The sequence below is a fragment of the Nocardioides sp. Z40_12 genome, assembly GCF_058215795.1.
Window position 1 is genome coordinate 210116 of record NZ_JBZAJA010000004.1, and the last position, 18448, is coordinate 228563.

An 18448-nucleotide genomic window follows, 5' to 3' on the forward strand; every position below is an offset into this window, starting at 1 on the left:
CGGCGGTCAGCCGCCGGTCGCGTCGAAGACCTGCCGCCCGGCCACCCAGGTGGCGGCCACGTGCTCGCCGGTACGGCGCAGGTGGGCGGCGACCTCGGCGGTGCCCCCGGAGCCCGCGAGCGGGTCGAGGTCGAGCAGGACGACGTCGCCGGGGTGGCCGGGGGCCACCGCGCCGCGGCCGTCGACGGAGGCGGCCAGCGCCTCCTGCGCGGTGATCGCCTGCTCGGGGTGCCACGGCTCCCGCTCGTCGGCGGAGCGGTGCACCGCCGCCGCCATCGCCAGCCACGGGTCGAGGGCCGCGACGGGAGCGTCGGAGCCCATCGCCAGGACCACCCCGTCCTCGAGCATCCAGCGGAGCGCGAAGCAGCGGTCGCCGCGACCGGGCCAGAGCCGCTCGCTGACGTCGCGGTCGTCGAGCAGGTGGGAGGGCTGGACGCTCGCCACCAGGCCGAGGCCGGCGATCCGGCGTACGTCGTCGCGCAGGATCAGCTGGGCGTGCTCGATGCTGCCGCGGGCCCCGGTCGCCTCGAAGGCGTCGAGCGCCACGGTGACCGCACGGTCGCCGATGGCGTGCACCGCCGCGGTCAGCCCGTGGGCGGTGCTCCGCTCGAGCAGCTCGCGGAGCTCCTCGGGCGACTGGTTGGGGTTGCCGTGCGGGAAGCCGAGCGGCGCCGGGCCGGAGTAGGGGTCGCAGCACCAGGCCGTCTTGGTGTTGAGCGAGCCGTCGCTGATGATCTTCAGCGACCCCATCCGGGCCAGGTCGCTGCAGCCGGGCAGGACGTCGCCGGTGCGCAGGCCGGCCGCGATCACCTCCTCGAGGCCGGCGGCGTAGGTCGACATCCGGATCCTGAGCAGGTCCGCGCCGCCCTGCCAGCGGCGGGCCCAGTCCTCGTGGCCGCCGCTGAACTCGTAGTCGACCAGCCCGACCACGCCGAGGGAGGCGGCCTGCTCGAGGGTGCGGCGATAGGCGTCGGGGCCGGTGCCGTCGTCGCCGATCACCGCGGAGAGACGCCCGTAGGCGTCGAACCACTCGCGCTCGGAGACGACGCCCTCGCGCAGCGGCAGGTGCAGGATGTTGAGCGCGACGGTGTTGAGCCAGGCGTGGTGGCCGTCACCGGCGATCAGCACGATCGGCTGGTCGCCGCCCAGCGCGTCGAGCATGGAGACGACCGGCGCCTCCGGCCACGCGGTGGACCGGTGACCCCAGCCGATGACCGGTCGCCCGGGCACCTCGGCGAGGCGGTCCGCGACCATCCGCACGGCCTCGGCGGCCGAGCGCACGGGGGTCAGGTCGAGGCGCGAGCTGGCCAGCGTCCACTGGCCGAGGTGGACGTGCTGGTCCCACAGGCCGGGGACGAGCCAGCGTCCCTCGGCGCGTGTCTCCTCCGCGCCGTCGCGGTCCAGCCCGGGACCGACCTCGACCACCTCGCCGGCGCGGATCCGGACCCCGACGGGCCCGTCGGGCACCTCGTCGCGGGGGCGCAGGGGCACCAGGCGAACGTCGCGCAGGAGCAGGTGGTTCATGGACGAACTCTAGACCCCACCGCGAGCCACGCCTCCCAGGTCTGGAGGGCCCAGAAGGTGCCGAAGAGCACGAGGAGCAGTGCCTCGACGACCAGGACCCACCCCGGCGCCGCCCCGCCGGCGAGGAGGACGGCGGCGACGACGACCACCACCACGAGCATGCCGACCGCCACCGCCGTGTAGACCGCGTCCAGTCTCGTCATCCGGGTCTGCGTCCTCCTGGCCTCGCACAGGTGCGAGAAGCTGACGGAGTCGTCGGCGGGGGTGTCGCCGATCCGCTCCAGGAACCCGAGCCCGAGCGTGGTGCGCAGCAGCACCACGCAGCCCAGGAGGAAGAACATCACCACTGCGGCCGGCTCGTGGACGTGCGTGGCGAGCCAGGTGCGGTCGAGGAGGAACAGCACGCTCAGGCCCACCACCAGGACGGGGCCGAGGGACTGCAGGACCCCCCGGGCGGCACCCGTCACCTGCCAGCCGTCCCCCAGCATCGCGGCGGGCAGCAGCGCGCCGACCACCCAGGCCACCGCCGCCACCACCAGCAACGCCGCGATGGCGTACTCGTTGAGCCGGGCGACGGCGGGGTCGAAGGAGGCGAGCGGCTCTCCCGACCCGTCCTTGGGCCAGCACGCCGCGCCCGCCACCAGCAGGCCGAGGCCGCCCGCGACGTTGAGCAGGGTCTGCTCCGTGAGGGTGTCGCCCCGCACCACGACCAGCAGGCAGGCGGCCGCGGCCAGGCCCAGGACGAAGACGGTGCGCGCGTCGGTGTACCAGGCGTCGGAGATCGAGGGCGGCCAGGAGCCGTCGCCGACCCGGGTCGCCAGCGGCGCCAGGAGAACGGTCACCGCCGAGAGGACCAGGCCGAGGCGGAGCGCGAAGTACGTCGCTCTGAGCTCAGCCGAGTCCTGGCGGTGCATCGGCTACCGCCGTCCGCCCATCCGGAGCAGCAGCCACATGCCCACGGCGGTCCCGACGACCATGATCAACCCGAGGATCAACGCGTGCAGGGTCGGGTTCGACGTCGGCGACGTGTCGGCGGCACTGATCAGCAGGAGTTCGGGGCTCACTCCAGGCACGCTAGACCACGGGGGCAAGAGGGGCGGCGCTACCGTCTGACCATGCCTCGCTCGATCGCCACCACCACCCGCGTCGACCTCGACGGCCTCCTGGAGTTCGTCCGCCCCCGGCACCGGTTCCTGCTGGTCACCCGCCGCGCCGACGGCAGCCCGCAGGCCTCGCCGGTGACCGGCGGGGTCGACGACGCCGGCCGCCTGGTGGTGGCCACCTATCCCGAGCGGGCCAAGACCCGCAACGCGCGGCGCCGCCCGGAGGTCGACGTCGTGGTCGTCTCCGACGACTGGAACGGCCCCTGGGTCCAGGTCACCGGAAGCTGCGAGGTGCTCGACGCCGCGGACGGCGGCGAGGCGCTGGACGCCTTCGTGGAGTACTTCCGCAACATCTCCGGGGAGCACTCCGACTGGGAGGAGTACCGGCAGGCGATGGTCGACCAAGGCAAGTCGCTGCTGCGGATCACGCCGACGGCGTGGGGCCCGGTCGCCACCGGCGGCTTCCCGGCCCGCCTGGCCTGAGCGTCACTTCCCGGCCTCGGCGTAGGAGCGCACCACCGCGGTGCTGAGCGGGAAGTCGACCCCCTGCTCGCCGAAGAGCAGCCGCGCCGCGGTGGCGGCCGCGTCGCCGGCCGCCGCCACCACCTCCTCGGCCAGGGCCGCCGGGGTGTGCACCACCACCTCGTCGTGGAGGAAGAAGACCAGGTGCGGCCGCGACTCCAGCGGGCCCTCGCCACCGAGGCGCCAGAGCCGGTTGCGCAGGTCGGCGATCCAGGCGAGCGCCCACTCCGCCCCGGTGCCTTGCACCACGAAGTTCCGGGTGAAGCGGCCGTAGGCGCGGCGGAAGCGGGCCTGGCTGTCGGCGTCGGGCTGCGGGGCGTCGGGATCGACCTCCCACGCCTCGCCCAACCCGGGCGAGCCGCGGCCGAGCAGCGTGCGCACCACCTCGCCCCGCTCGCCGGCCCGCGCGGCAGCCTCCACCAGGCCGAAGGCGGCGGGGTAGCGCCGGGTGAGGTCGGCGACCATCCGGCCGCTCTCGCCGCGGGTGGCGCCGTACATCGCGCCGAGCAGCCCCAGCTTGGCGTGCTGGCGGGTCGGCACCGCGCCGGAGTCGACCATGCCCTGGTAGAGGTCGGCGCCGCGCGCCGCTGCGGCCAGCGCCCGGTCCCCGCTCATCCCGGCCAGCACCCGCGGCTCCAGCTGGGCGACGTCGGCGACCACCAGCGTCCAGCCGTCGTCCGCGACGACCGCGGGACGCACCTGGGCGGGGAACGACAGCGCGCCGCCGCCGTTGGACGACCAGCGCCCGGTGCTCGAGCCCGCCGGCTGGTACGACGGCCGGAAGCGGCTGCCCTGGACCCACTCGTCGGCCCAGGCCCAGCCGTTGGTGGAGAAGAGGTGGGCGAGCTGCTTGTGGCGCAGCAGCGGCTCGATGGCGGGATGGTCGATCGCGCGGAGCGTGGAGGCGCGGATGTCGGCGACCTCGTGGCCCGCGCGGCGCAGCGCCGCCATCAGCTCGGTCCGTGAGTCGGGGTTGAGGCCGGGCGTGCCGAGGGCCCGGCCCACCTCGGCGGCCAGCTCGTCGAGCCGCTGGGGCCGCGACCAGGCCGCGGGGCGCGGTCCGAGCAGGTCGGTCAGCAGCCGTTCGTGGACCTCGGCCCGCCAGGGCACCCCGGCGTGGGTCATCTCCGCCGCCACCAGGGCGCCGGCCGACTCCGCGGCGAGCAGCAGCCCCAGCCGGCCCGCCTCCGGGGAGTCCGCGACGCAGGCCCGCTGGCGCGCGTCCTCGACGTCGGCCCGGAGGTGCTCCGCCTCGTCGTCGGCCGCGAAGAGCCCCGGCTCGGACGGGACGCTGGGGCCGAGCCTGTCCCACACCCCCGACTCGGGACCCGTCAGCAGCGAGGTGTCCGCAGCGGGGGCCCGGCGGAGCAGGTGGTGGCTCAGGCGCAGGTCGTGGCAGCGCTCCACCCGGACACCGGCCGCCAGCAGGGGCGGGTACCACCGGGCCGTGTCGTCCCAGACCCAGCGCGGCCGGTCGATCTCCCGCCGGGCGACGTACGCCGGCAGCTCAGCGGCCGGCAGCTCGAGGCTCTGCCCGGCCTCGACGGCCAGCACCCCCTCCCCCGGCAGGCGGGAGAGGGAGATGCGGGTCATGGCGACAGCCTCCCAGGTCACCCACGCCGCTACGTTGGCACTCATGAGGTGGCAGACGGCTGCGGCGACCGCGGTCCTGGTGGCGGTCGGCGGGGGCGCGGGCTGGGCGGCCCAGCGCGCCACCGACGCCCCGGCCGAGGGCTCCGGACCGGCCCGGCCGGCGCCCGCAGCCGCCCCGCCCCTGCCGTTCCTCACCACCGACGAGCTCACCGAGGACCCGCCGCAGCCGGCGCTGCCCACCGGCCTCCCCCTGGAGGAGACCTCGTTCGGCACCTCGCCGACCCGGTTGGTCTTCCCGGTCCCGGCCGGGTGGAAGCGGCTCACCAACGCCTCCAACGAGTTCCGGTGGAAGGTCCCGGGGCACCCGCAGGACACCTACGTGCTCCGGGTCACGCAGGTCTCCAGCCAGAAGCGGACCATCGCGCAGCACCGGGAGGAGCGGATCCGCTCGGTCCGCGAGCGCGAGCACGGGCTCCGGCTCCTCGACACCGGCTCCAGCGGGCTGGAGTACACCTACGTCGACGACCTCGGGCAGCGCCGCCACCTCTTCGTGCGCTGGCTCGACCTGGCCGGCAACCCGCACGCCGAGGTGGAGATCAACGTCTCGGCCCGGGAGCGCGATGCCGAGGGTGCGGCCGAGCTGATCGACAAGGTGGCCGGCGGGATGCGTCAGGAGTAGAGGTCCGTCACCTCGACGGCGTCCAGCACCCGCTGGGCACCGGCGGTGTCCTCGCCGCGCACCTGGACCCACAGCACCCGGTCGTCGGCGACCCGGGAGACCCGCTCCACCACCACCGGTGCCGGCGCCGGGCACCCGGTGTGCAGCACCGTCATCGACTCCCGGCCCTCGCCGACGGCCGCGGCGGAGCCGCGCTGCGCCCGGCACTCGGGGTGGCCCGGCGCGTCGGCGGGCAAGTCGTGGCCCTCGAAGAGCGCGACGAAGACGCCCTGGCCCTCGGTGCGCCAACCGGGCCCGGTGCCGACCGCCAGCGCCGGGAACTCCCGGTCCGACTCCGGCGGGGTCCAGCCCGCGTCCTGGACCGACCGGGTCCACCCCGCCGGCACGGTGACGGCGAGCGCCCCCGCGGCGTCGTCGACGCGCACCTCGCCCCCGGTCGCCCCGGCGATCCCCCAGCCGGTGGCGACCCCGACCAGGAGCGCCGCGCCGGCCCCGGCCAGCGGCCGGCCCCAGTGCCGGCGCGGGACGACGGGTGTTTGAGCCAGGGGCGCCCCGCGCAGCGTCACGTCGTCCTCGCCGGTCGCCCGCACCAGCTGCTCGACGAACTCCGCGACACAGGTCTGGCGTTCCTCGCGGTCGGTGGCCAGGCCGCGGGTCACCACCGCGGCCAACGACGGCGGGACGGCGTCCCCCAGGGGCGGTACGGCGGGCGGCTCCTGGGCGTCGGCCATCGAGAGCTGCTCCCGCGCCGGTCGGCCGGCGAGCAGCAGGTAGGCCACCGCCGCCAGGGAGAAGAGGTCGGCACGGACGTCGAGCGCCTCGCCGCGGGCCTGCTCGGGGGCGACGTACGACGGGGAGCCGGCGATGACGGTGAGCCGCGAGGCGACCTCGAGCTCCTTGCCCAGGCCCAGGTCGGCGAGCATCGCCCGGACCTGCCTCCCGTCGGGCCCCTCGTCGCCGCGGAGCAGCACGTTGCCGGGCTTCACGTCCCGGTGGAGGACGCCGCGGGAGTGCAGCGCCTCGAGCCCGGCGCCGATCTCGGTCAGCACCCGGAGGGCCGCCGCGCGCGAGAGCGGCCCCTCGGCGAGCCGGTCGGTCAGGGTCCCGGCGTCGGCGTAGGCCATCACCAGGAAGGGGCGGCCGTCGTCGAGCTCGCCGGCGTCGTAGACGGGGACGACGTACGGGGAGTCGACCTTGCGCAGGAAGCGCCCCTCCTCCACGAAGCGGCGGCGCACGTGGGCGTCGCCGGCCCAGTTGTCGGCGAGCACCTTGATCGCGACCGGGGAGTCGAGCTCCTCGTCGTGGGCCAGCCAGACGGTCGCGAACGCCCCGGCGCCGAGTCGACGGCGCACTGGGTAGCGACCGAGGCGGGAGGGCTGGGACATCGGCGTCAGTCTTGCAGCATGGCTCGCCCCCGCCGGGGTACGAACCGCACATGAGCGAGCCCAGCACTGCATCCTCCAGGCCCCTGGCGCTGGTCACCGGCGCGAGCAGCGGCATCGGCCTCGAGCTGGCGCGCCAGTTCGCCGAGCACGGCTTCGACCTCGTGGTCAACGCCGAGGACGCCGCCCTGGAGCAGGCGGCCCAGGAGCTGCGGAGCACCGGCGCACAGGTCCAGGCCGTGCAGGTCGACCTGCGCCGCCCCGACGGGGTCAGCGAGCTGATGACCGCGGTCCGCGAGACCGGCCGCCCGCTCGACGCGGTGGCCCTCAACGCCGGGGTCGGTCACGGCGGCGCCTTCGTCGAGACCGACCTGGCCCACGACCTGGGGATCATCCAGCTCAACATCGTCTCCACCGTCCAGCTGGCCAAGCTGGTGCTGACCGAGATGGTCCGCACCGGTCACGGCAAGGTGCTGGTCACCTCCTCGATCGCCTCGGAGATGCCCGGCGCCTTCCAGGCCACCTACAACGCCTCGAAGTCGTTCCTCCAGTCCTTCACCCAGGGCCTCCAGGAGGAGTTGAAGGAGACCGGCGTCTCGCTGACCCTGCTGATGCCCGGGCCCACCGACACCGAGTTCTTCGAGCGCGCGGAGATGGAGGACACCCCCGTCGCCAAGGGCGCCAAGGACGACCCGGCGAAGGTCGCCCGCCAGGGTTTCGAGGCCCTGATGTCCGGGGAGTCCCGGGTGGTCGGGGGCGGGTGGCGCACCCGCGTGCAGGAGGCGGCCAGCAAGGTGCTCCCCGACCGGGCGAAGTCGGTCCTGCACCGGCGGATGGCCGAGCCGGAGTGACGCCAGAGGAGATCGACGATCTCGCCCGCCGGGCGCAGGACGGCGACCGGGCGGCGATGGAGCAGCTGCTGGGCGAGGTCCGGCCCCGGGTGCTCCGGATCTGCCAGGGGGTGCTGCCCTACTCCGACGACGCGGAGGACGCCTGCCAGGAGGCGCTGATCAGCCTCGCCGACAAGCTCGGTCAGTGGCACCGGCGGGGCCGCTTCACGACGTGGCTGCACGTGGTGGCGCTCAACAGCGCGCGCACGACGTACCGCCGGCTCAGGAGCCGGGCCACGCCCACCGACACCGTGCCGCTGGAGCAGCCGGACCCGCGCACCACCAGCGTGATCGCCGGCACCCGGCTCGACCTCCTCGAGGCGTTGGAGACCATCGAGGCCGAGCACCCGGCCTTCGTGCAGCCCCTGGTGCTGCGCGACGTCTACGGGCTGGCCTACGACGAGATCGCCACCCAGCTCGGCGTCCCGCTCGGGACGGTCAAGGCGCAGATCCACCACGGCCGGAAGCTGGCCCGGCCGCTGCTGCGCGACCAGGCCTGAGGCGGCGGCACGGCCCGCCTGGCATAGCCTTCGGCCCGTGACCGAACGCCTCTCCGCCCGCGAGCTCGCCGACCTGGTGCTGGACGCGGGGTCCTGGTCCTCCTGGGACACCCCGCCCGACCACGGCGAGGTCGACCCGGCGTACGCCGACCAGCTGGCGCGGGCCCGCGAGAGGTCGGGCGCCGAGGAGGCCGTCATCACCGGCGAGGCGCGGCTGGACGGGCACCGGGTCGCCGTCGTGCTCGGGGAGTTCTCGTTCCTGGCCGGCTCCATCGGCCGGGCCACCGCCGACCGGCTGGTCGCCGCGATCCGGCGCGCCACCGCCGAGCGGCTCCCGCTGCTCGGCGCCCCGGCCAGCGGAGGCACCCGGATGCAGGAGGGGACGGCCGCCTTCGTGCAGATGGTCCGGATCTCCGAGGCGGTGGCGGCGCACAAGGCCGCCGGGCTGCCCTACCTGGTCTACCTGCGCCACCCCACCACCGGCGGGGTGATGGCCTCCTGGGGCTCCACGGGTCACCTGACCGTGGCCGAGCCGGGCGCCCTGGTGGGCTTCCTGGGCCCGCGGGTCTACGAGGCGCTCTACGGCAAGCCGTTCCCCGAGGGCGTGCAGACCTCGGAGAACCTCTACGCCCGCGGCATCGTCGACGGGGTGATCGAGCCCGCCGGGGTGCGCAACATCCTCGGGCGCACGCTCGACATCCTGGAGCGGGCACGGTCCCCGCTGCCGACGGCCCCCGACCCGGGCGAGGAGGAGGTCGGCGAGATCGACGCGTGGGACGCGGTCATCCGGTCGCGGCGTCCCGACCGCCCCGGGGTGCGCCGCCTGCTGCGCTACGGGGCCACCAACGTGATCCCGCTCAACGGCACCGGCCAGGGCGAGAGCGATCCCGGGCTGCTCTTCGCGCTGGCCCGGTTCGGCGAGGCGCCGTGCGTCTTCCTGGGCCAGGACCGCCGGGGTCAGACCACCGACCACCCGATGGGACCGGGAGCGCTGCGCGAGGCCCGCCGCGGGATGCGGCTCGCCTCCGAGCTGGGGCTGCCCCTGGTGACGGTGATCGACACGCAGGGGGCGGCGCTCTCCGCCGAGGCCGAGAACGGCGGGCTGGCCGGCGAGATCGCCCGGTCACTGGAGGACCTGGTCACCCTCCGGGCCCCCACCCTCTGCCTGATGCTGGGTGAGGGCAACGGTGGCGGGGCGCTCGCGCTGCTCCCCGCCGACCGGGTGGTCGCGGCGCAGCACGCCTGGCTCTCCCCGCTGCCGCCCGAGGGGGCGAGCGCCATCGTGCACCGTGACACCGAGCACGCCCCGGAGATGGCCCGCGCCCAAGGGATCCGCGCCCTCGATCTCAAGCGGCTCGGCATCGTGGACCGGATCGTCGCCGAGCACCCCGACGCCGCCGACGAGCCCGCGGCGTTCTGCCGTCGCGTCGGGGCCGTGCTGGAGCACGAGCTGCTCGGCCTGCTCGCCAACGGTCCGGGGACGCCGGAGGAGCGGGCGCAGCGGATCCGCTGACCGCCCTCAGTCTCCTCTGCCGAGATCCGATCGACTGGCGCCGACCCATCCGGACCAGCCGCTACGTTCGTCGAATGTCGACCTCGGAGCGCGTACTCGTCAGCCATCAGGGTGCTGCGTGGCTACCGGCTCACGGTCGAGCCGACGTCGTACTTGCCGAGGTGCCCGCCGTCGCTCCTTCACCCATCTGTCTGGTCCGACTCCTAGTGACCCGTGGCAACAGCATTCTCGTGGAGGCTCGTTCTGACGGCAGAGGGCTCGACATCCCAACCCGTGAAACCCGCGATGGGGCATGGGAAGAACCGCTTGAGGACCTGCTGCGCCGGACAGGGACCGGCGATGGGCACTACGCCCGGTTGCTGGGATACGTGCGCAACGACGTGCCCGGAGCGCCTGACGACTATCCATGGCCCGCACCGCACGCCTACTTCGCGGTCTGGCACTTCCCGTTGCCCCCGCACCGAGACGCACCTGGGATGTGGCTCGACGCGGTTGAAGCCGAAGCGGAGTTGCGTGACCGCCATTGGTGGCCGCTGGCTGCGCATGCGACGCACGCCAAGCCGTAGACCGCGGAGCACCCAATGTGCGCTCAACTCAACGTCTGCCAAGATCCGGATGTCGGATAGGTGGGTGAGATGGCCCACCCCCACCTGCAGATCTGAGATGGCTGCTCCAGCATCCTCGACGCCGCAGGCGTCACCATCCGGATCTGCGGATGAGTGCGGCCCGCACGGCGTGCTCGCCTGCCGGGCCCGTTGAACACGTTCCACTGCTCATTGGTCAGACCGGGAGCGGGGGCGGCTTGCCGTGATAGATGCGGCCGTTGCTGGTGAAGCCGCGGATCTCGGGGCCACCGGCGGAGAAGCCGACCCAGCTTGTCCAGCCGGGTGCCTCCTTGACCTGGTTGCAGGCCTCGCAGAGCCCCTGACCGTTCTCGAAGCTGGTCGGACCGCCCTCGCGGTCCGGGACCACGTGGTCGAGGTGCCGGATGGGGGCGTCGCACCACGGCGTCCGGCAGGTCCCGCCGTCGCGCAGCCGGATCATCTCCGCGAGCAACCCGTCGAAGCAGCGGCTCGGGCGCTCCATGGCGACCAGCTGTCCGTCGTCGGGGAGGGCGAAGAGGCGCCGCACGGTGACCTCGTGCCGCGCGAAGGCCTCCCCGAGCAGCTGACGGCAGACCTCCACCGGCAGGTGGCCCGACTCCGGGACCCAGGCCGGGTCGTCGCAGTCACCCCACAGGCTGGAGAGGCTCATCACGAGCCGCAGGTCGATCCGACGCGGAGCTACCGGGTCGAGGCCGGTGACCCGCTCGACGAGGACGTCGGCGCGGACCTGGTCGGCGGTCCGCGGGTCCCCGGCGGCCCGGGCGGAGGCGGCGGCCTCCTGGAGTGCCTTCATCACCGGCCCGTAGTGCTCGGAGCGGACCACCGCGGTGATCCGCCCGGTGCCGTCGCCCAGCAGCCTGCCGGCCACGTGACGTCGGGCGCGGGCCCGGACCATCCGCCTGGTCGCCGCCTCGGAGTCGGCGGCGGTGACCAGGCGACGGAGCAGCTCGCGGAGCTGGTCGGTGCCGAGGGTGGCGGCACAGCCCGCGCCGGTGCCGGCCCACAGGTCGGCGTCGACCCGGGTGCGGTCCTCACCGCTCAGGTCGTCGGTCTCCCGGACGATCAGCAGGGCGCGTTCCTCGGTCAGCTCGCCACGCTCCAGCGCCGCCAGGGTCAACGGCAGCTCCTCGACCAACGCGGTGGCCGCCCCCACCAGGAAGCGGCCGCGGGCCGGTGACTCCCGTCGAGCCAGCCCGAGCTGGCTGCCGATCACCGGCTCTGCCGCGTCCCGGCGACGCTCCCGCGCCGCGAAGGCGGCGGTGACCCTGGCCTGGGCGGCGGCCGCCGCCGCCTTGAGTGCCTCCAGGGCCTCGACCTGGGCCAGGCACTCCGAGGTGCGGGCCGGGGCGCCGCCGACCTCCGCCAGGCTGCCCGCCAGCGCGGATAGCGCCTCGCTGGACCAGGCCTCTCCGCCACCCGCGGGTGGGAGCATGGGGCCGGTCTCCGCGTCCCAGCACCGCACCAAGGTCTCGATCATGTGTTCTAGAATAGTCGTAATCGCCGACACTGCGGCTCGTCATCCACAGGCAGTCGCGGCTCAGGTGAGGGCCGCCTCGGTCAGCGTGAAGCCGTCCCAGTGCACGAGCATCACCAGCTCACGGTGAGCGGCGCGCAGCCTGAGGACGGCGTCCCGCACCGGGACCCGTGGGGCCGCCCCACTCGCCCTGGCCCGGATCTCGCAGGTCTGCCCGCCCGAGGTCGTCCACCTCGTCCAGCCGGGCAGGATGCCGGCCGCGGAGGCGACGGTGCCAAGGCCCAGCAGCGCACCGACGCAGGCGCTCGCGTCCACCCGCTCCTAGTGCGGCACCACCATCGGCGTCCCGGCGACCGGGTCGGGCACCACGGTGCAGGCGAGCCCGAAGACCTCCTGGATCAGCGCGGCGTCCACCACCTCGGCGGGTGCGCCCTGGGCCACGATCCGCCCCGCCTTCATCGCCACCACGTGGTCGGCGAAGCGGCAGGCCTGGTTGATGTCGTGGAGCACGGTGACCACGGTCCGCCCCTCGTCGCGGAGCCGGGCGAGCAGGCCGAGCAGCTCGTACTGGTGGGCGATGTCGAGGAAGGTGGTCGGCTCGTCGAGGAGCAGGTACGGCGTCTCCTGGGCGAGCACCATCGCGATCCAGACCCGCTGGGCCTGGCCGCCCGAGAGCTCCTCCACCTGCCGGTCCGCCAGGTCGTCGACCCCGGCGGCCGCCATCGCGGCGACGACGGCCACCTGGTCCTCGGCGGTCCAGGCGGAGAGCAGCGACTGGTGCGGGTAACGGCCGCGCCGCACCAGCGCCTCCACCCGGATCCCCTCCGGCGGGACGAGGCCCTGGGGCAGGAAGCCCAGCTCGCGGGCGACGGCGCGTGGGCGCAGCCGGCGCACGTCGGTGCCGTCGAGCTCGACCCGCCCGGCGCGCGGCTGGAGCAGCCGGACCAGCGAGCGGAGCAGCGTCGACTTGCCGCAGGCGTTGGCGCCGACGATGGCGGTGAACGCCCGGTCCGGGACGGCGAGGGAGAGGCCGCTGGAGACGGTCCGCTCCCCGTAGCCGAGGGTCAGGTCGTGGGCCTGCAGACGGGTCATCGTCTCACTTCCTTGACGAGCAGCCAGATGAGGTAGAGCCCGCCCAGCGCGGTGGTGACGACGCCGACCGGCAGCGGCACCGGCCGGGTGAGCACCTGGGCGAGGAGGTCCGCGGAGACCAGGAGCAGGGCGCCGGTGAGCGCGGCGGGCACGAGCGGGACGCCGGCGCTGCCGGTGAGCCGCCGGCCGATCTGCGGTGCCGCCAGCGCGACGAAGACGATCGGTCCGGCCGCCGCCGTGACCGTCGCCGTGCAGGCCACCCCGATCGCCACCATCGCCAGCCGGTGCCGGCCGAGCCGGACCCCGGTGGTGACCGCGACCTCGTCGCCGAGCGCGGCCTGGTGCATGGCCCGGCCCTGGGTGAGGAGCAGCAGCGCCAGCACCCCGACCACCGCGAAGGGCAGACGCGCCTCGTCCCAGTCCATGCCGTTGAGCGACCCGGCGCTCCAGGCGGTGGCCGCGATCGCGACCTCGAGCTCGGCGCGCAGCACGATCCAGGAGTTGACCGCGGTCAGCATCGCGTTGACCGCGATCCCGATGACGATCAGCCGCAGCCCGCTGAAACCCTGCTTGAGGGAGAGCAGGTAGATGACCAGCGCCGTGGCCGTCGCGGATAGGACCGCACCGGTCGCCAGCTGCCCCGAGGTGCCGCCGAGCAGGGCGACCACGATGAGTGCGCCGGTCCAGGCACCGGCGTCGAGCCCGATCACGTCCGGGCTGCCCAGCGGGTTGCGGGTCAGGTTCTGGAAGATCGCGCCGGCCAGGCCCAGGGCGACACCGAAGACGACGCCGGCGGCGACCTGCGGCAGCCGCCACTGGGTGATCACGAAGGCCTTGTCCCCGCGCCCGAGGAGGCCGGCGAGCGTCTCCGACGGGGTGGTCCAGGTCGATCCCTGGCAGAGCGCGGTGAAGGCGACGGCCACGATGGCCGCCGCGATCAGCGCGCAGGCCACCGCCTCGCGTCGCGTCATGCCGGTCGCGATCACAGCGCCACCGCGCCGTACCGACGGACCACCCAGATGAGCACCGGGCCGCCGAGGAACGCCGTCACCAGGGCGACCGGCACCTCCCCGGTGGGCAGCAGCACCCGCGCCACCACGTCGGAGAGCAGCACGAGCGCCGGGCCGAGCACGAGCGTCAGCACCATCAGCCAGGCGATCGAGCCCCGGGCCGCGCGCCGCGCGAGGTGGGGGACGATCAGCCCGACGAAGCCGATCGGGCCCGCCACCGCGGTGGCCGCCCCGGCCAGCAGGGTGACCAGCGCGATGGTGAGCACCCGGGTCCGCACCACGTGCGCCCCCAGGGTGTGGGCGAGGTGCTCGCCCAGCGCCACGGCGCCGAGGGCCCGGACCAGCAGCAGCGCCCCGACCAGCCCGGCACCGATCGCCAGCAGCGGCAGGCCCAGCGCGACCTGCTCCCGCCCGGCGAGCGAGCCGACCGACCAGAAGCGGTAGCTGTCGAAGACGTCCGGCATCGCCAGCCGCACCCCCAGCGTCACCCCGGCCAGCACCGCGGAGAGGGCGACGCCGGCGAGCACGAGGCGCAGCGGCGAGGAGCCACCCACGGCGTAGACCACCACGGTGGCCACCGCGGCGCCGACGAAGGCGGCGAGCAGCATCGCGGCCTGGGAGTCGACGCCCCACAGCGCCACCGCCATCACGATCGAGAACGACGCGCCCGCGGTGACGCCCAGGATCCCCGGCTCGGCGAGCGGGTTGCGGGTCAGCGTCTGGACCAGCGCACCGGAGACGGCGAGCGCCGCCCCGACCGCCAGGGCGAGCAGGGTGCGGGGCAGGCGGACGTCCCGGACGACGACGTGGTCGTCGGTGCCGGCGTAGTCGGTGAAGGCGGTCACCACCTCCGAGAGGGGGACCGGTCGCGACCCGACGCACAAGCTGAGCACGGCCAGTGCCGCGAGCAGCAGGACCGCTCCCAGGAGCGCCGGGAGCCTCAGGCGGGGGGTCTCACTCATCCAGCCCGGCGACCCCGCGCTTCCAGTAGCCGGTGACCAGCGCGTCCGTGGCGTGCTCCTTGCCCCAGGCGCGCAGGGGCTTGACGTCGCCGGCCTCGCCGGCCGCGAAGAGGAAGGTCCGACCGTGGGCCGAGAGGTCCAGCGCGCCGACCTCCTCGGCCAGCCGCGACCCCGCGCTGCGGTCGAGCCAGCGCACCCGTACGCCGTCGCGCGCGGCCAGCGGGTAGTCCCGCTCGTGGGCGTGGTCGACGTCGACGAAGGCGTCGGCCGACACGTCGGCCGGCGACTCCTCGAGCCAGCGCGCCAGCGCCGGGAGCGCGGTGGTGTCGACGGCGAAGACGTAGTGGTCGTAGGTCTGCGCGAAGGCCTTCGCCCCCGGCGGGCCGGCCACCACGACGTCGTCGCCCGGCCGCACCGCCCGCACCCAGTCCGAGGCAAGGCCGCCGTCGTGGACCACGAAGTCCAGGTCGAGCTCGAGGGCGTGGGCGTCCCAGCGCCGCACCGTGTACTTGCGCGTGGGGGGCAGCGGCCGGGGCCAGTCCAGCTCGGCGTCGGCGTTGGCGACCGGGTCGTGGCGGGTGCCGTCGGGCATCGCGAAGACCACCTTCACGTGGTCGTCGGCCTGGTAGGTGTGGAACCCGGCCAGGCCGGCACCGCCGAGGGTGAGCCGCAGCATCGACGGCGTCACCGCCTCGACCCGCACGACCTGGGCGGTCCGCACCCCGATGGGGTAGCCGATCCGGGTCACGCCCTCGCCGGCTTCCGGGCGCGCCGCGTGGTGGGCGGCGACCCGCTCGGCGGCGCGGTCGCGCTCCATCGCCCGGCTCACGGGAGCAGCGGCTCGAGCGCGGTGTCGAGGGAGTCGAGCGCCTTCAGCGCGGAGCCGAAGGTGACCGCCTCGGTGTAGCGGATGCCGAAGACGTTGCCCTCCTTGACGGCCGGCAGGTTCTTCCACAGCTTGTGCTCGAGCACGTAGGCCACCGCCTCCGCCGGCTTGCCGTCGGGCCCGAGGGTGTAGGTGATCGCGTCGGCCTCGCCGAGCTTCTCGGGGAGCTCCTCGATCGAGGGGTACTCGGTGACCGCGTCGGCGCCCTCGCCCGGCTCGCTGGGCTCGCCGTAGTAGTCGACGCCCATGTCGACCGCGATGTTGGTGCCCCACGAGCCGGCGTACTCCCGGTGGAAGCTGCCCGCCGAGACGTCGCCGTAGGCGCCCACGTGGCCGAACTGCAGGTCGGCGAGCACGTCGCCGTACTTCTCGGAGAGCTCCTCGGCCCGCTCCTCGTAGGTGGCCCGGGTCGCCTCGAAGCCCTCGCTGGCGCCGGCCGCGTCGGCCTGGCGCTCGGAGAGCTCGCGCCAGGAGTCCGGGGCGCTCGGGCCCAGCACGACCACGGGGGCGATGTCCTCGAGGCGGTCCATGTCTAGGTCGACCAGCGCGGGCGCGGGGACGCCGATCACGATCAGGTCGGGCGACGCCTCGGCGATCGCCTCGTAGTTGGTCTCCGCGGCGCTCTCGCCGGCGACCTTGTCCAGCTCCTCGTAGGTGGCCAGCTGCTCGTCGGTCATCATCGCGGTGCCGCGGGACCACTCCGAGATGCCCACCAGGTCGGCGTCCGACTCGATCAGCACCGGCACGGCGTAGCCGGTGGCCACCACGCGCTGCGGGTCGGCGGGGATCTCGATCTCGCCGTTGTCGGCGCTGAAGGTGCGGGTGCCGGACTCCGTCGCCTCGGTCTCGTCGGCGTCGTCGCCGCAGGCGGCCAGGCCCAGGACGAAGAGACCCGTGAGGGCGGCGGCGGAGGCGCGCGCGCGGGCGCGGCGAGTGGGGCGGGCAGTCGTCATGGGCTCTAAGGTAAGGCTTACCTACTGAGGTTTGATGTCGCGGAGAGGACACCTGATGTCGCCGAAAGGACACCGTGACACCTGGGTCGAGGAGTTCGGTCACGGCCTCGGCCCACCCACCGGCGTCCTGGTGCTCCGCTACCCGCCGACCTGGGGGGTGCCCCACTTCGCCGAGGCCCGCGACGACCTGAGGCACCAGCTCTTCTGGTCACCCGACGGCGTGCTCGCGGTGCGCCGCGGCGCCCGACTGACCCACATCGCCCCCGACCAGGCCTTCTGGGCGCGACGGGGCTCCACCCTCGAGGTCAGCGGCTGCGAGCTCCAGACCGTCCACGTGGTCTGCCTGCGCCAGGCGCCGGCCACCCTGAGGGAGGTGGCGGCCGCCCGGGTCCCCTTCGGCGAGGAGGCCGCCCGGGCGGTCCGCACCCTGTGCCGCACCGACCTTGACCACGAGCTCGCCATGGAGCTGAAGGACCGGCTGCTCGCCGACCTCGGCGCCCCGGTCCCGCTGGAGCACGCGGCGCGCGGCAGCGGCCTGGCCCGCCAGGTGGCGGCCGCCCTGCTCAGCGATCCCGGCGACCCCACCGAGCTGACCGTCTGGGCCGAGCGGCTGCACGTCGCCACCAAGACCCTGCAGCGCGACTTCGTCCGCGAGTACGGCGTCCCGTGGTCGACCTGGCGCACCCGGATGCGGTTGGAGGCGTCCCGGGCGCTGCTGGGGCTCCGCCCGGTGGGCGAGGTGGCGCACCGGGTGGGCTACGCGAGCGCGTCGGCGTTCGTCAGCGCCTTCCGGCGCGAGTACGGCGAGACCCCCGCGCGCTGGGCGGCCCGCTCGCGCCTCAGCGGTAGGTGAACTCGCAGACCCGGTCGTCGCGGTCGGTGTCCCAGAGCCACGGGCGGCCGCTCTTCACCCAGTAGGCGTAGGCGACGTCGTAGCTGTAGCCCGCGCGCTTGAGGCTGTCGCAGGTCTGGCCCGACAGCCCGGCGGCGATCTCGGCCGCGCTGGGCGGCGCCGGGCTGGGGGCCTCCTCGGGCGGAGCGGCGGACGCGGTCGGCGTCGGGGTCGGCGTCGGGGTGGGCGGCGCGGGTGTGGGTGTCGGGGCGGGCGGCTCGGTCGGCGACTGCGTGGGCGGGGCCGCCGTCGGGGTCGGGGTCTTGGGCGACTTCGGCTTCGGCTTGCGGGTCTTGGGCGCCTTGGGCGTGGGGGTGGCCGACGGCGTGGGCTGCGCGCTGGGCGCCGTGCTCGGCGAGGCGCTGGGCGACTCGGTGGGCGACGCGCTGGGCGACGCGCTCGGCGACATCGTGGGCGACGCGCTGGGCGACGCGGTAGGGGACTCGCTGGGCACCTCGGTCGAGGACTCGCTGGGCGCGAGGGCGGCCTTGCGGGCCTCACGACGGGCCTGGCGACGCGCCTTCTTGTCCTCGGGACTCTCGTCCAGGGACTCGGCGGCCTCCTCGGGGGTGGGGGCGAGGCCGGGCGGCTGGAACGGAGCACCGTCGGCGGCGACGTCGTCGTCGGGCGAGAGGCCGATGAGCACCATCGCGCCGACGAGCACCAGCACCGCCAGCAGCGCGAGGATCCCGGCCCGGGAGGCACCCTCCGACTGGTGGGGGACGGGGGTGCCGGCAGCGGCCAGCAGCGGGACCCGGCCGGGCAGCGGGGGGTGGATCTCGGGGACGAGCTGTTGGAATCCGCAGTCAGCGCACCACTGCGTCCCCGCTTGTACCTGCATGCCGCACCTGGGACACCCCATGGCAAA

20 protein-coding genes are annotated in these 18448 nt (G+C 74.7%); 7 read left to right on the forward strand and 13 right to left on the reverse strand.

The features are described from left to right. Nucleotides 1–6 precede the first annotated feature (6 nt). Genes AC4BG9_RS09570 through AC4BG9_RS09580 form a run of 3 tightly spaced genes read right to left on the reverse strand, consistent with a single transcriptional unit; the run spans nucleotide 7 to nucleotide 2588 of the window. Nucleotides 7–1524: an amidohydrolase gene (locus AC4BG9_RS09570; RefSeq protein ID WP_490570863.1), complete on the reverse strand. Its 1518-nt coding sequence runs from the start codon at nucleotides 1522–1524 to the stop codon at nucleotides 7–9. After that, a complete protein-coding gene (locus tag AC4BG9_RS09575) occupies nucleotides 1521–2438 on the reverse strand; it encodes a hypothetical protein (RefSeq protein WP_490570864.1) in 918 nt (305 codons plus the stop codon). Before AC4BG9_RS09575 ends, AC4BG9_RS09570 begins: the two co-directional genes overlap by 4 nt. A 3-nt stretch (nucleotides 2439–2441) precedes the next feature. After that, entirely contained in the window at nucleotides 2442–2588 is a 147-nt protein-coding gene (locus AC4BG9_RS09580) for a hypothetical protein (protein ID WP_490570865.1), read from the reverse strand. A 51-nt stretch (nucleotides 2589–2639) separates the two neighbouring features. Here AC4BG9_RS09580 and AC4BG9_RS09585 point away from each other — a divergent pair, with 51 nt between their 5' ends. After that, nucleotides 2640–3110, forward strand: a complete 471-nt coding sequence (locus AC4BG9_RS09585) for a PPOX class F420-dependent oxidoreductase (protein WP_490570866.1) — start codon at nucleotides 2640–2642, stop codon at nucleotides 3108–3110. 3 nt (nucleotides 3111–3113) lie between these two features. On the opposite strand, the gene AC4BG9_RS09590 is transcribed toward AC4BG9_RS09585, so the two are convergent. Continuing rightward, nucleotides 3114–4742, reverse strand: a complete 1629-nt coding sequence (locus AC4BG9_RS09590; protein ID WP_490570867.1) for a bifunctional 3'-5' exonuclease/DNA polymerase — start codon at nucleotides 4740–4742, stop codon at nucleotides 3114–3116. 43 nt (nucleotides 4743–4785) lie between these two features. On the opposite strand from AC4BG9_RS09590, the gene AC4BG9_RS09595 reads away from it, so the two are divergent. Next, on the forward strand, nucleotides 4786–5421 hold the full coding sequence (locus AC4BG9_RS09595; RefSeq protein WP_490570868.1) for a hypothetical protein: 636 nt from the start codon (nucleotides 4786–4788) through the stop codon (nucleotides 5419–5421). On the opposite strand, the gene AC4BG9_RS09600 is transcribed toward AC4BG9_RS09595, so the two are convergent. Then, nucleotides 5412–6806: a serine/threonine-protein kinase gene (locus AC4BG9_RS09600; RefSeq protein ID WP_490570869.1), complete on the reverse strand. Its 1395-nt coding sequence runs from the start codon at nucleotides 6804–6806 to the stop codon at nucleotides 5412–5414. The two genes, AC4BG9_RS09595 and AC4BG9_RS09600, sit on opposite strands and share 10 nt — an antisense overlap. A 50-nt stretch (nucleotides 6807–6856) precedes the next feature. Between AC4BG9_RS09600 and AC4BG9_RS09605 the strand changes: the two genes are divergently transcribed. From AC4BG9_RS09605 to AC4BG9_RS09620, 4 genes are all read left to right on the forward strand, one after another. After that, nucleotides 6857–7654: an SDR family NAD(P)-dependent oxidoreductase gene (locus AC4BG9_RS09605; protein WP_490570870.1), complete on the forward strand. Its 798-nt coding sequence runs from the start codon at nucleotides 6857–6859 to the stop codon at nucleotides 7652–7654. Beyond that, nucleotides 7651–8193 (forward strand): RNA polymerase sigma factor, encoded by a 543-nt coding sequence (locus AC4BG9_RS09610; protein WP_490570871.1) that lies wholly within the window; start codon nucleotides 7651–7653, stop codon nucleotides 8191–8193. Before AC4BG9_RS09605 ends, AC4BG9_RS09610 begins: the two co-directional genes overlap by 4 nt. A 37-nt stretch (nucleotides 8194–8230) precedes the next feature. Continuing rightward, a complete protein-coding gene (locus AC4BG9_RS09615; RefSeq protein ID WP_490570872.1) occupies nucleotides 8231–9706 on the forward strand; it encodes a carboxyl transferase domain-containing protein in 1476 nt (491 codons plus the stop codon). 74 nt (nucleotides 9707–9780) lie between these two features. Next, nucleotides 9781–10272, forward strand: a complete 492-nt coding sequence (locus tag AC4BG9_RS09620; protein WP_490570873.1) for a hypothetical protein — start codon at nucleotides 9781–9783, stop codon at nucleotides 10270–10272. Between the two features lie 214 nt (nucleotides 10273–10486). Here the strand turns inward: AC4BG9_RS09620 and AC4BG9_RS09625 are convergent, their stop codons facing one another. From AC4BG9_RS09625 to AC4BG9_RS09655, 7 genes are read right to left on the reverse strand one after another with little or no spacing between them, the layout of a single operon-like run. Beyond that, nucleotides 10487–11788 (reverse strand): HNH endonuclease, encoded by a 1302-nt coding sequence (locus tag AC4BG9_RS09625; RefSeq protein WP_490570874.1) that lies wholly within the window; start codon nucleotides 11786–11788, stop codon nucleotides 10487–10489. Between the two features lie 60 nt (nucleotides 11789–11848). Further along, nucleotides 11849–12100 (reverse strand): hypothetical protein, encoded by a 252-nt coding sequence (locus AC4BG9_RS09630; RefSeq protein ID WP_490570875.1) that lies wholly within the window; start codon nucleotides 12098–12100, stop codon nucleotides 11849–11851. A gap of 6 nt (nucleotides 12101–12106) precedes the next feature. Continuing rightward, nucleotides 12107–12877: an ABC transporter ATP-binding protein gene (locus tag AC4BG9_RS09635; RefSeq protein WP_490570876.1), complete on the reverse strand. Its 771-nt coding sequence runs from the start codon at nucleotides 12875–12877 to the stop codon at nucleotides 12107–12109. Then, nucleotides 12874–13848, reverse strand: a complete 975-nt coding sequence (locus tag AC4BG9_RS09640) for a FecCD family ABC transporter permease (RefSeq protein ID WP_490570877.1) — start codon at nucleotides 13846–13848, stop codon at nucleotides 12874–12876. Before AC4BG9_RS09640 ends, AC4BG9_RS09635 begins: the two co-directional genes overlap by 4 nt. A gap of 11 nt (nucleotides 13849–13859) precedes the next feature. Further along, nucleotides 13860–14849: a FecCD family ABC transporter permease gene (locus AC4BG9_RS09645; protein WP_490570878.1), complete on the reverse strand. Its 990-nt coding sequence runs from the start codon at nucleotides 14847–14849 to the stop codon at nucleotides 13860–13862. Then, complete coding sequence (locus AC4BG9_RS09650) at nucleotides 14842–15678, reverse strand: siderophore-interacting protein (RefSeq protein ID WP_490570879.1); 837 nt, start codon at nucleotides 15676–15678, stop codon at nucleotides 14842–14844. Before AC4BG9_RS09650 ends, AC4BG9_RS09645 begins: the two co-directional genes overlap by 8 nt. Then, entirely contained in the window at nucleotides 15675–16688 is a 1014-nt protein-coding gene (locus AC4BG9_RS09655; protein ID WP_490570880.1) for a TroA family protein, read from the reverse strand. The genes AC4BG9_RS09650 and AC4BG9_RS09655 overlap by 4 nt, the downstream gene beginning before the upstream one ends. A 55-nt stretch (nucleotides 16689–16743) precedes the next feature. On the opposite strand from AC4BG9_RS09655, the gene AC4BG9_RS09660 reads away from it, so the two are divergent. Beyond that, nucleotides 16744–17541 carry a helix-turn-helix domain-containing protein gene (locus tag AC4BG9_RS09660; protein ID WP_490570881.1) on the forward strand — a complete coding sequence of 266 codons (798 nt, stop codon included), beginning with the start codon at nucleotides 16744–16746 and terminating at the stop codon, nucleotides 17539–17541. On the opposite strand, the gene AC4BG9_RS09665 is transcribed toward AC4BG9_RS09660, so the two are convergent. Further along, a complete protein-coding gene (locus tag AC4BG9_RS09665) occupies nucleotides 17528–18421 on the reverse strand; it encodes a hypothetical protein (protein WP_490570882.1) in 894 nt (297 codons plus the stop codon). The genes AC4BG9_RS09660 and AC4BG9_RS09665 overlap by 14 nt on opposite strands. Between the last annotated feature and the right edge of the window lie 27 nt (nucleotides 18422–18448).

Bases quoted from the DNA above. Each gene is read 5' to 3' on its own strand.
- AC4BG9_RS09570 (WP_490570863.1), bottom strand. From the start codon at position 1,524: ATGAACCACCTGCTCCTGCGCGACGTTCGCCTGGTGCCCCTGCGCCCC.
- AC4BG9_RS09575 (WP_490570864.1), bottom strand. From the start codon at position 2,438: ATGCACCGCCAGGACTCGGCTGAGCTCAGAGCGACGTACTTCGCGCTC.
- AC4BG9_RS09585 (WP_490570866.1), top strand. From the start codon at position 2,640: ATGCCTCGCTCGATCGCCACCACCACCCGCGTCGACCTCGACGGCCTC.
- AC4BG9_RS09590 (WP_490570867.1), bottom strand. From the start codon at position 4,742: ATGACCCGCATCTCCCTCTCCCGCCTGCCGGGGGAGGGGGTGCTGGCC.
- AC4BG9_RS09595 (WP_490570868.1), top strand. From the start codon at position 4,786: ATGAGGTGGCAGACGGCTGCGGCGACCGCGGTCCTGGTGGCGGTCGGC.
- AC4BG9_RS09600 (WP_490570869.1), bottom strand. From the start codon at position 6,806: ATGTCCCAGCCCTCCCGCCTCGGTCGCTACCCAGTGCGCCGTCGACTC.
- AC4BG9_RS09605 (WP_490570870.1), top strand. From the start codon at position 6,857: ATGAGCGAGCCCAGCACTGCATCCTCCAGGCCCCTGGCGCTGGTCACC.
- AC4BG9_RS09620 (WP_490570873.1), top strand. From the start codon at position 9,781: ATGTCGACCTCGGAGCGCGTACTCGTCAGCCATCAGGGTGCTGCGTGG.
- AC4BG9_RS09625 (WP_490570874.1), bottom strand. From the start codon at position 11,788: ATGATCGAGACCTTGGTGCGGTGCTGGGACGCGGAGACCGGCCCCATG.
- AC4BG9_RS09635 (WP_490570876.1), bottom strand. From the start codon at position 12,877: ATGACCCGTCTGCAGGCCCACGACCTGACCCTCGGCTACGGGGAGCGG.
- AC4BG9_RS09640 (WP_490570877.1), bottom strand. From the start codon at position 13,848: ATGACGCGACGCGAGGCGGTGGCCTGCGCGCTGATCGCGGCGGCCATC.
- AC4BG9_RS09645 (WP_490570878.1), bottom strand. From the start codon at position 14,849: ATGAGTGAGACCCCCCGCCTGAGGCTCCCGGCGCTCCTGGGAGCGGTC.
- AC4BG9_RS09655 (WP_490570880.1), bottom strand. From the start codon at position 16,688: ATGACGACTGCCCGCCCCACTCGCCGCGCCCGCGCGCGCGCCTCCGCC.
- AC4BG9_RS09660 (WP_490570881.1), top strand. From the start codon at position 16,744: ATGTCGCCGAAAGGACACCGTGACACCTGGGTCGAGGAGTTCGGTCAC.
- AC4BG9_RS09665 (WP_490570882.1), bottom strand. From the start codon at position 18,421: ATGCAGGTACAAGCGGGGACGCAGTGGTGCGCTGACTGCGGATTCCAA.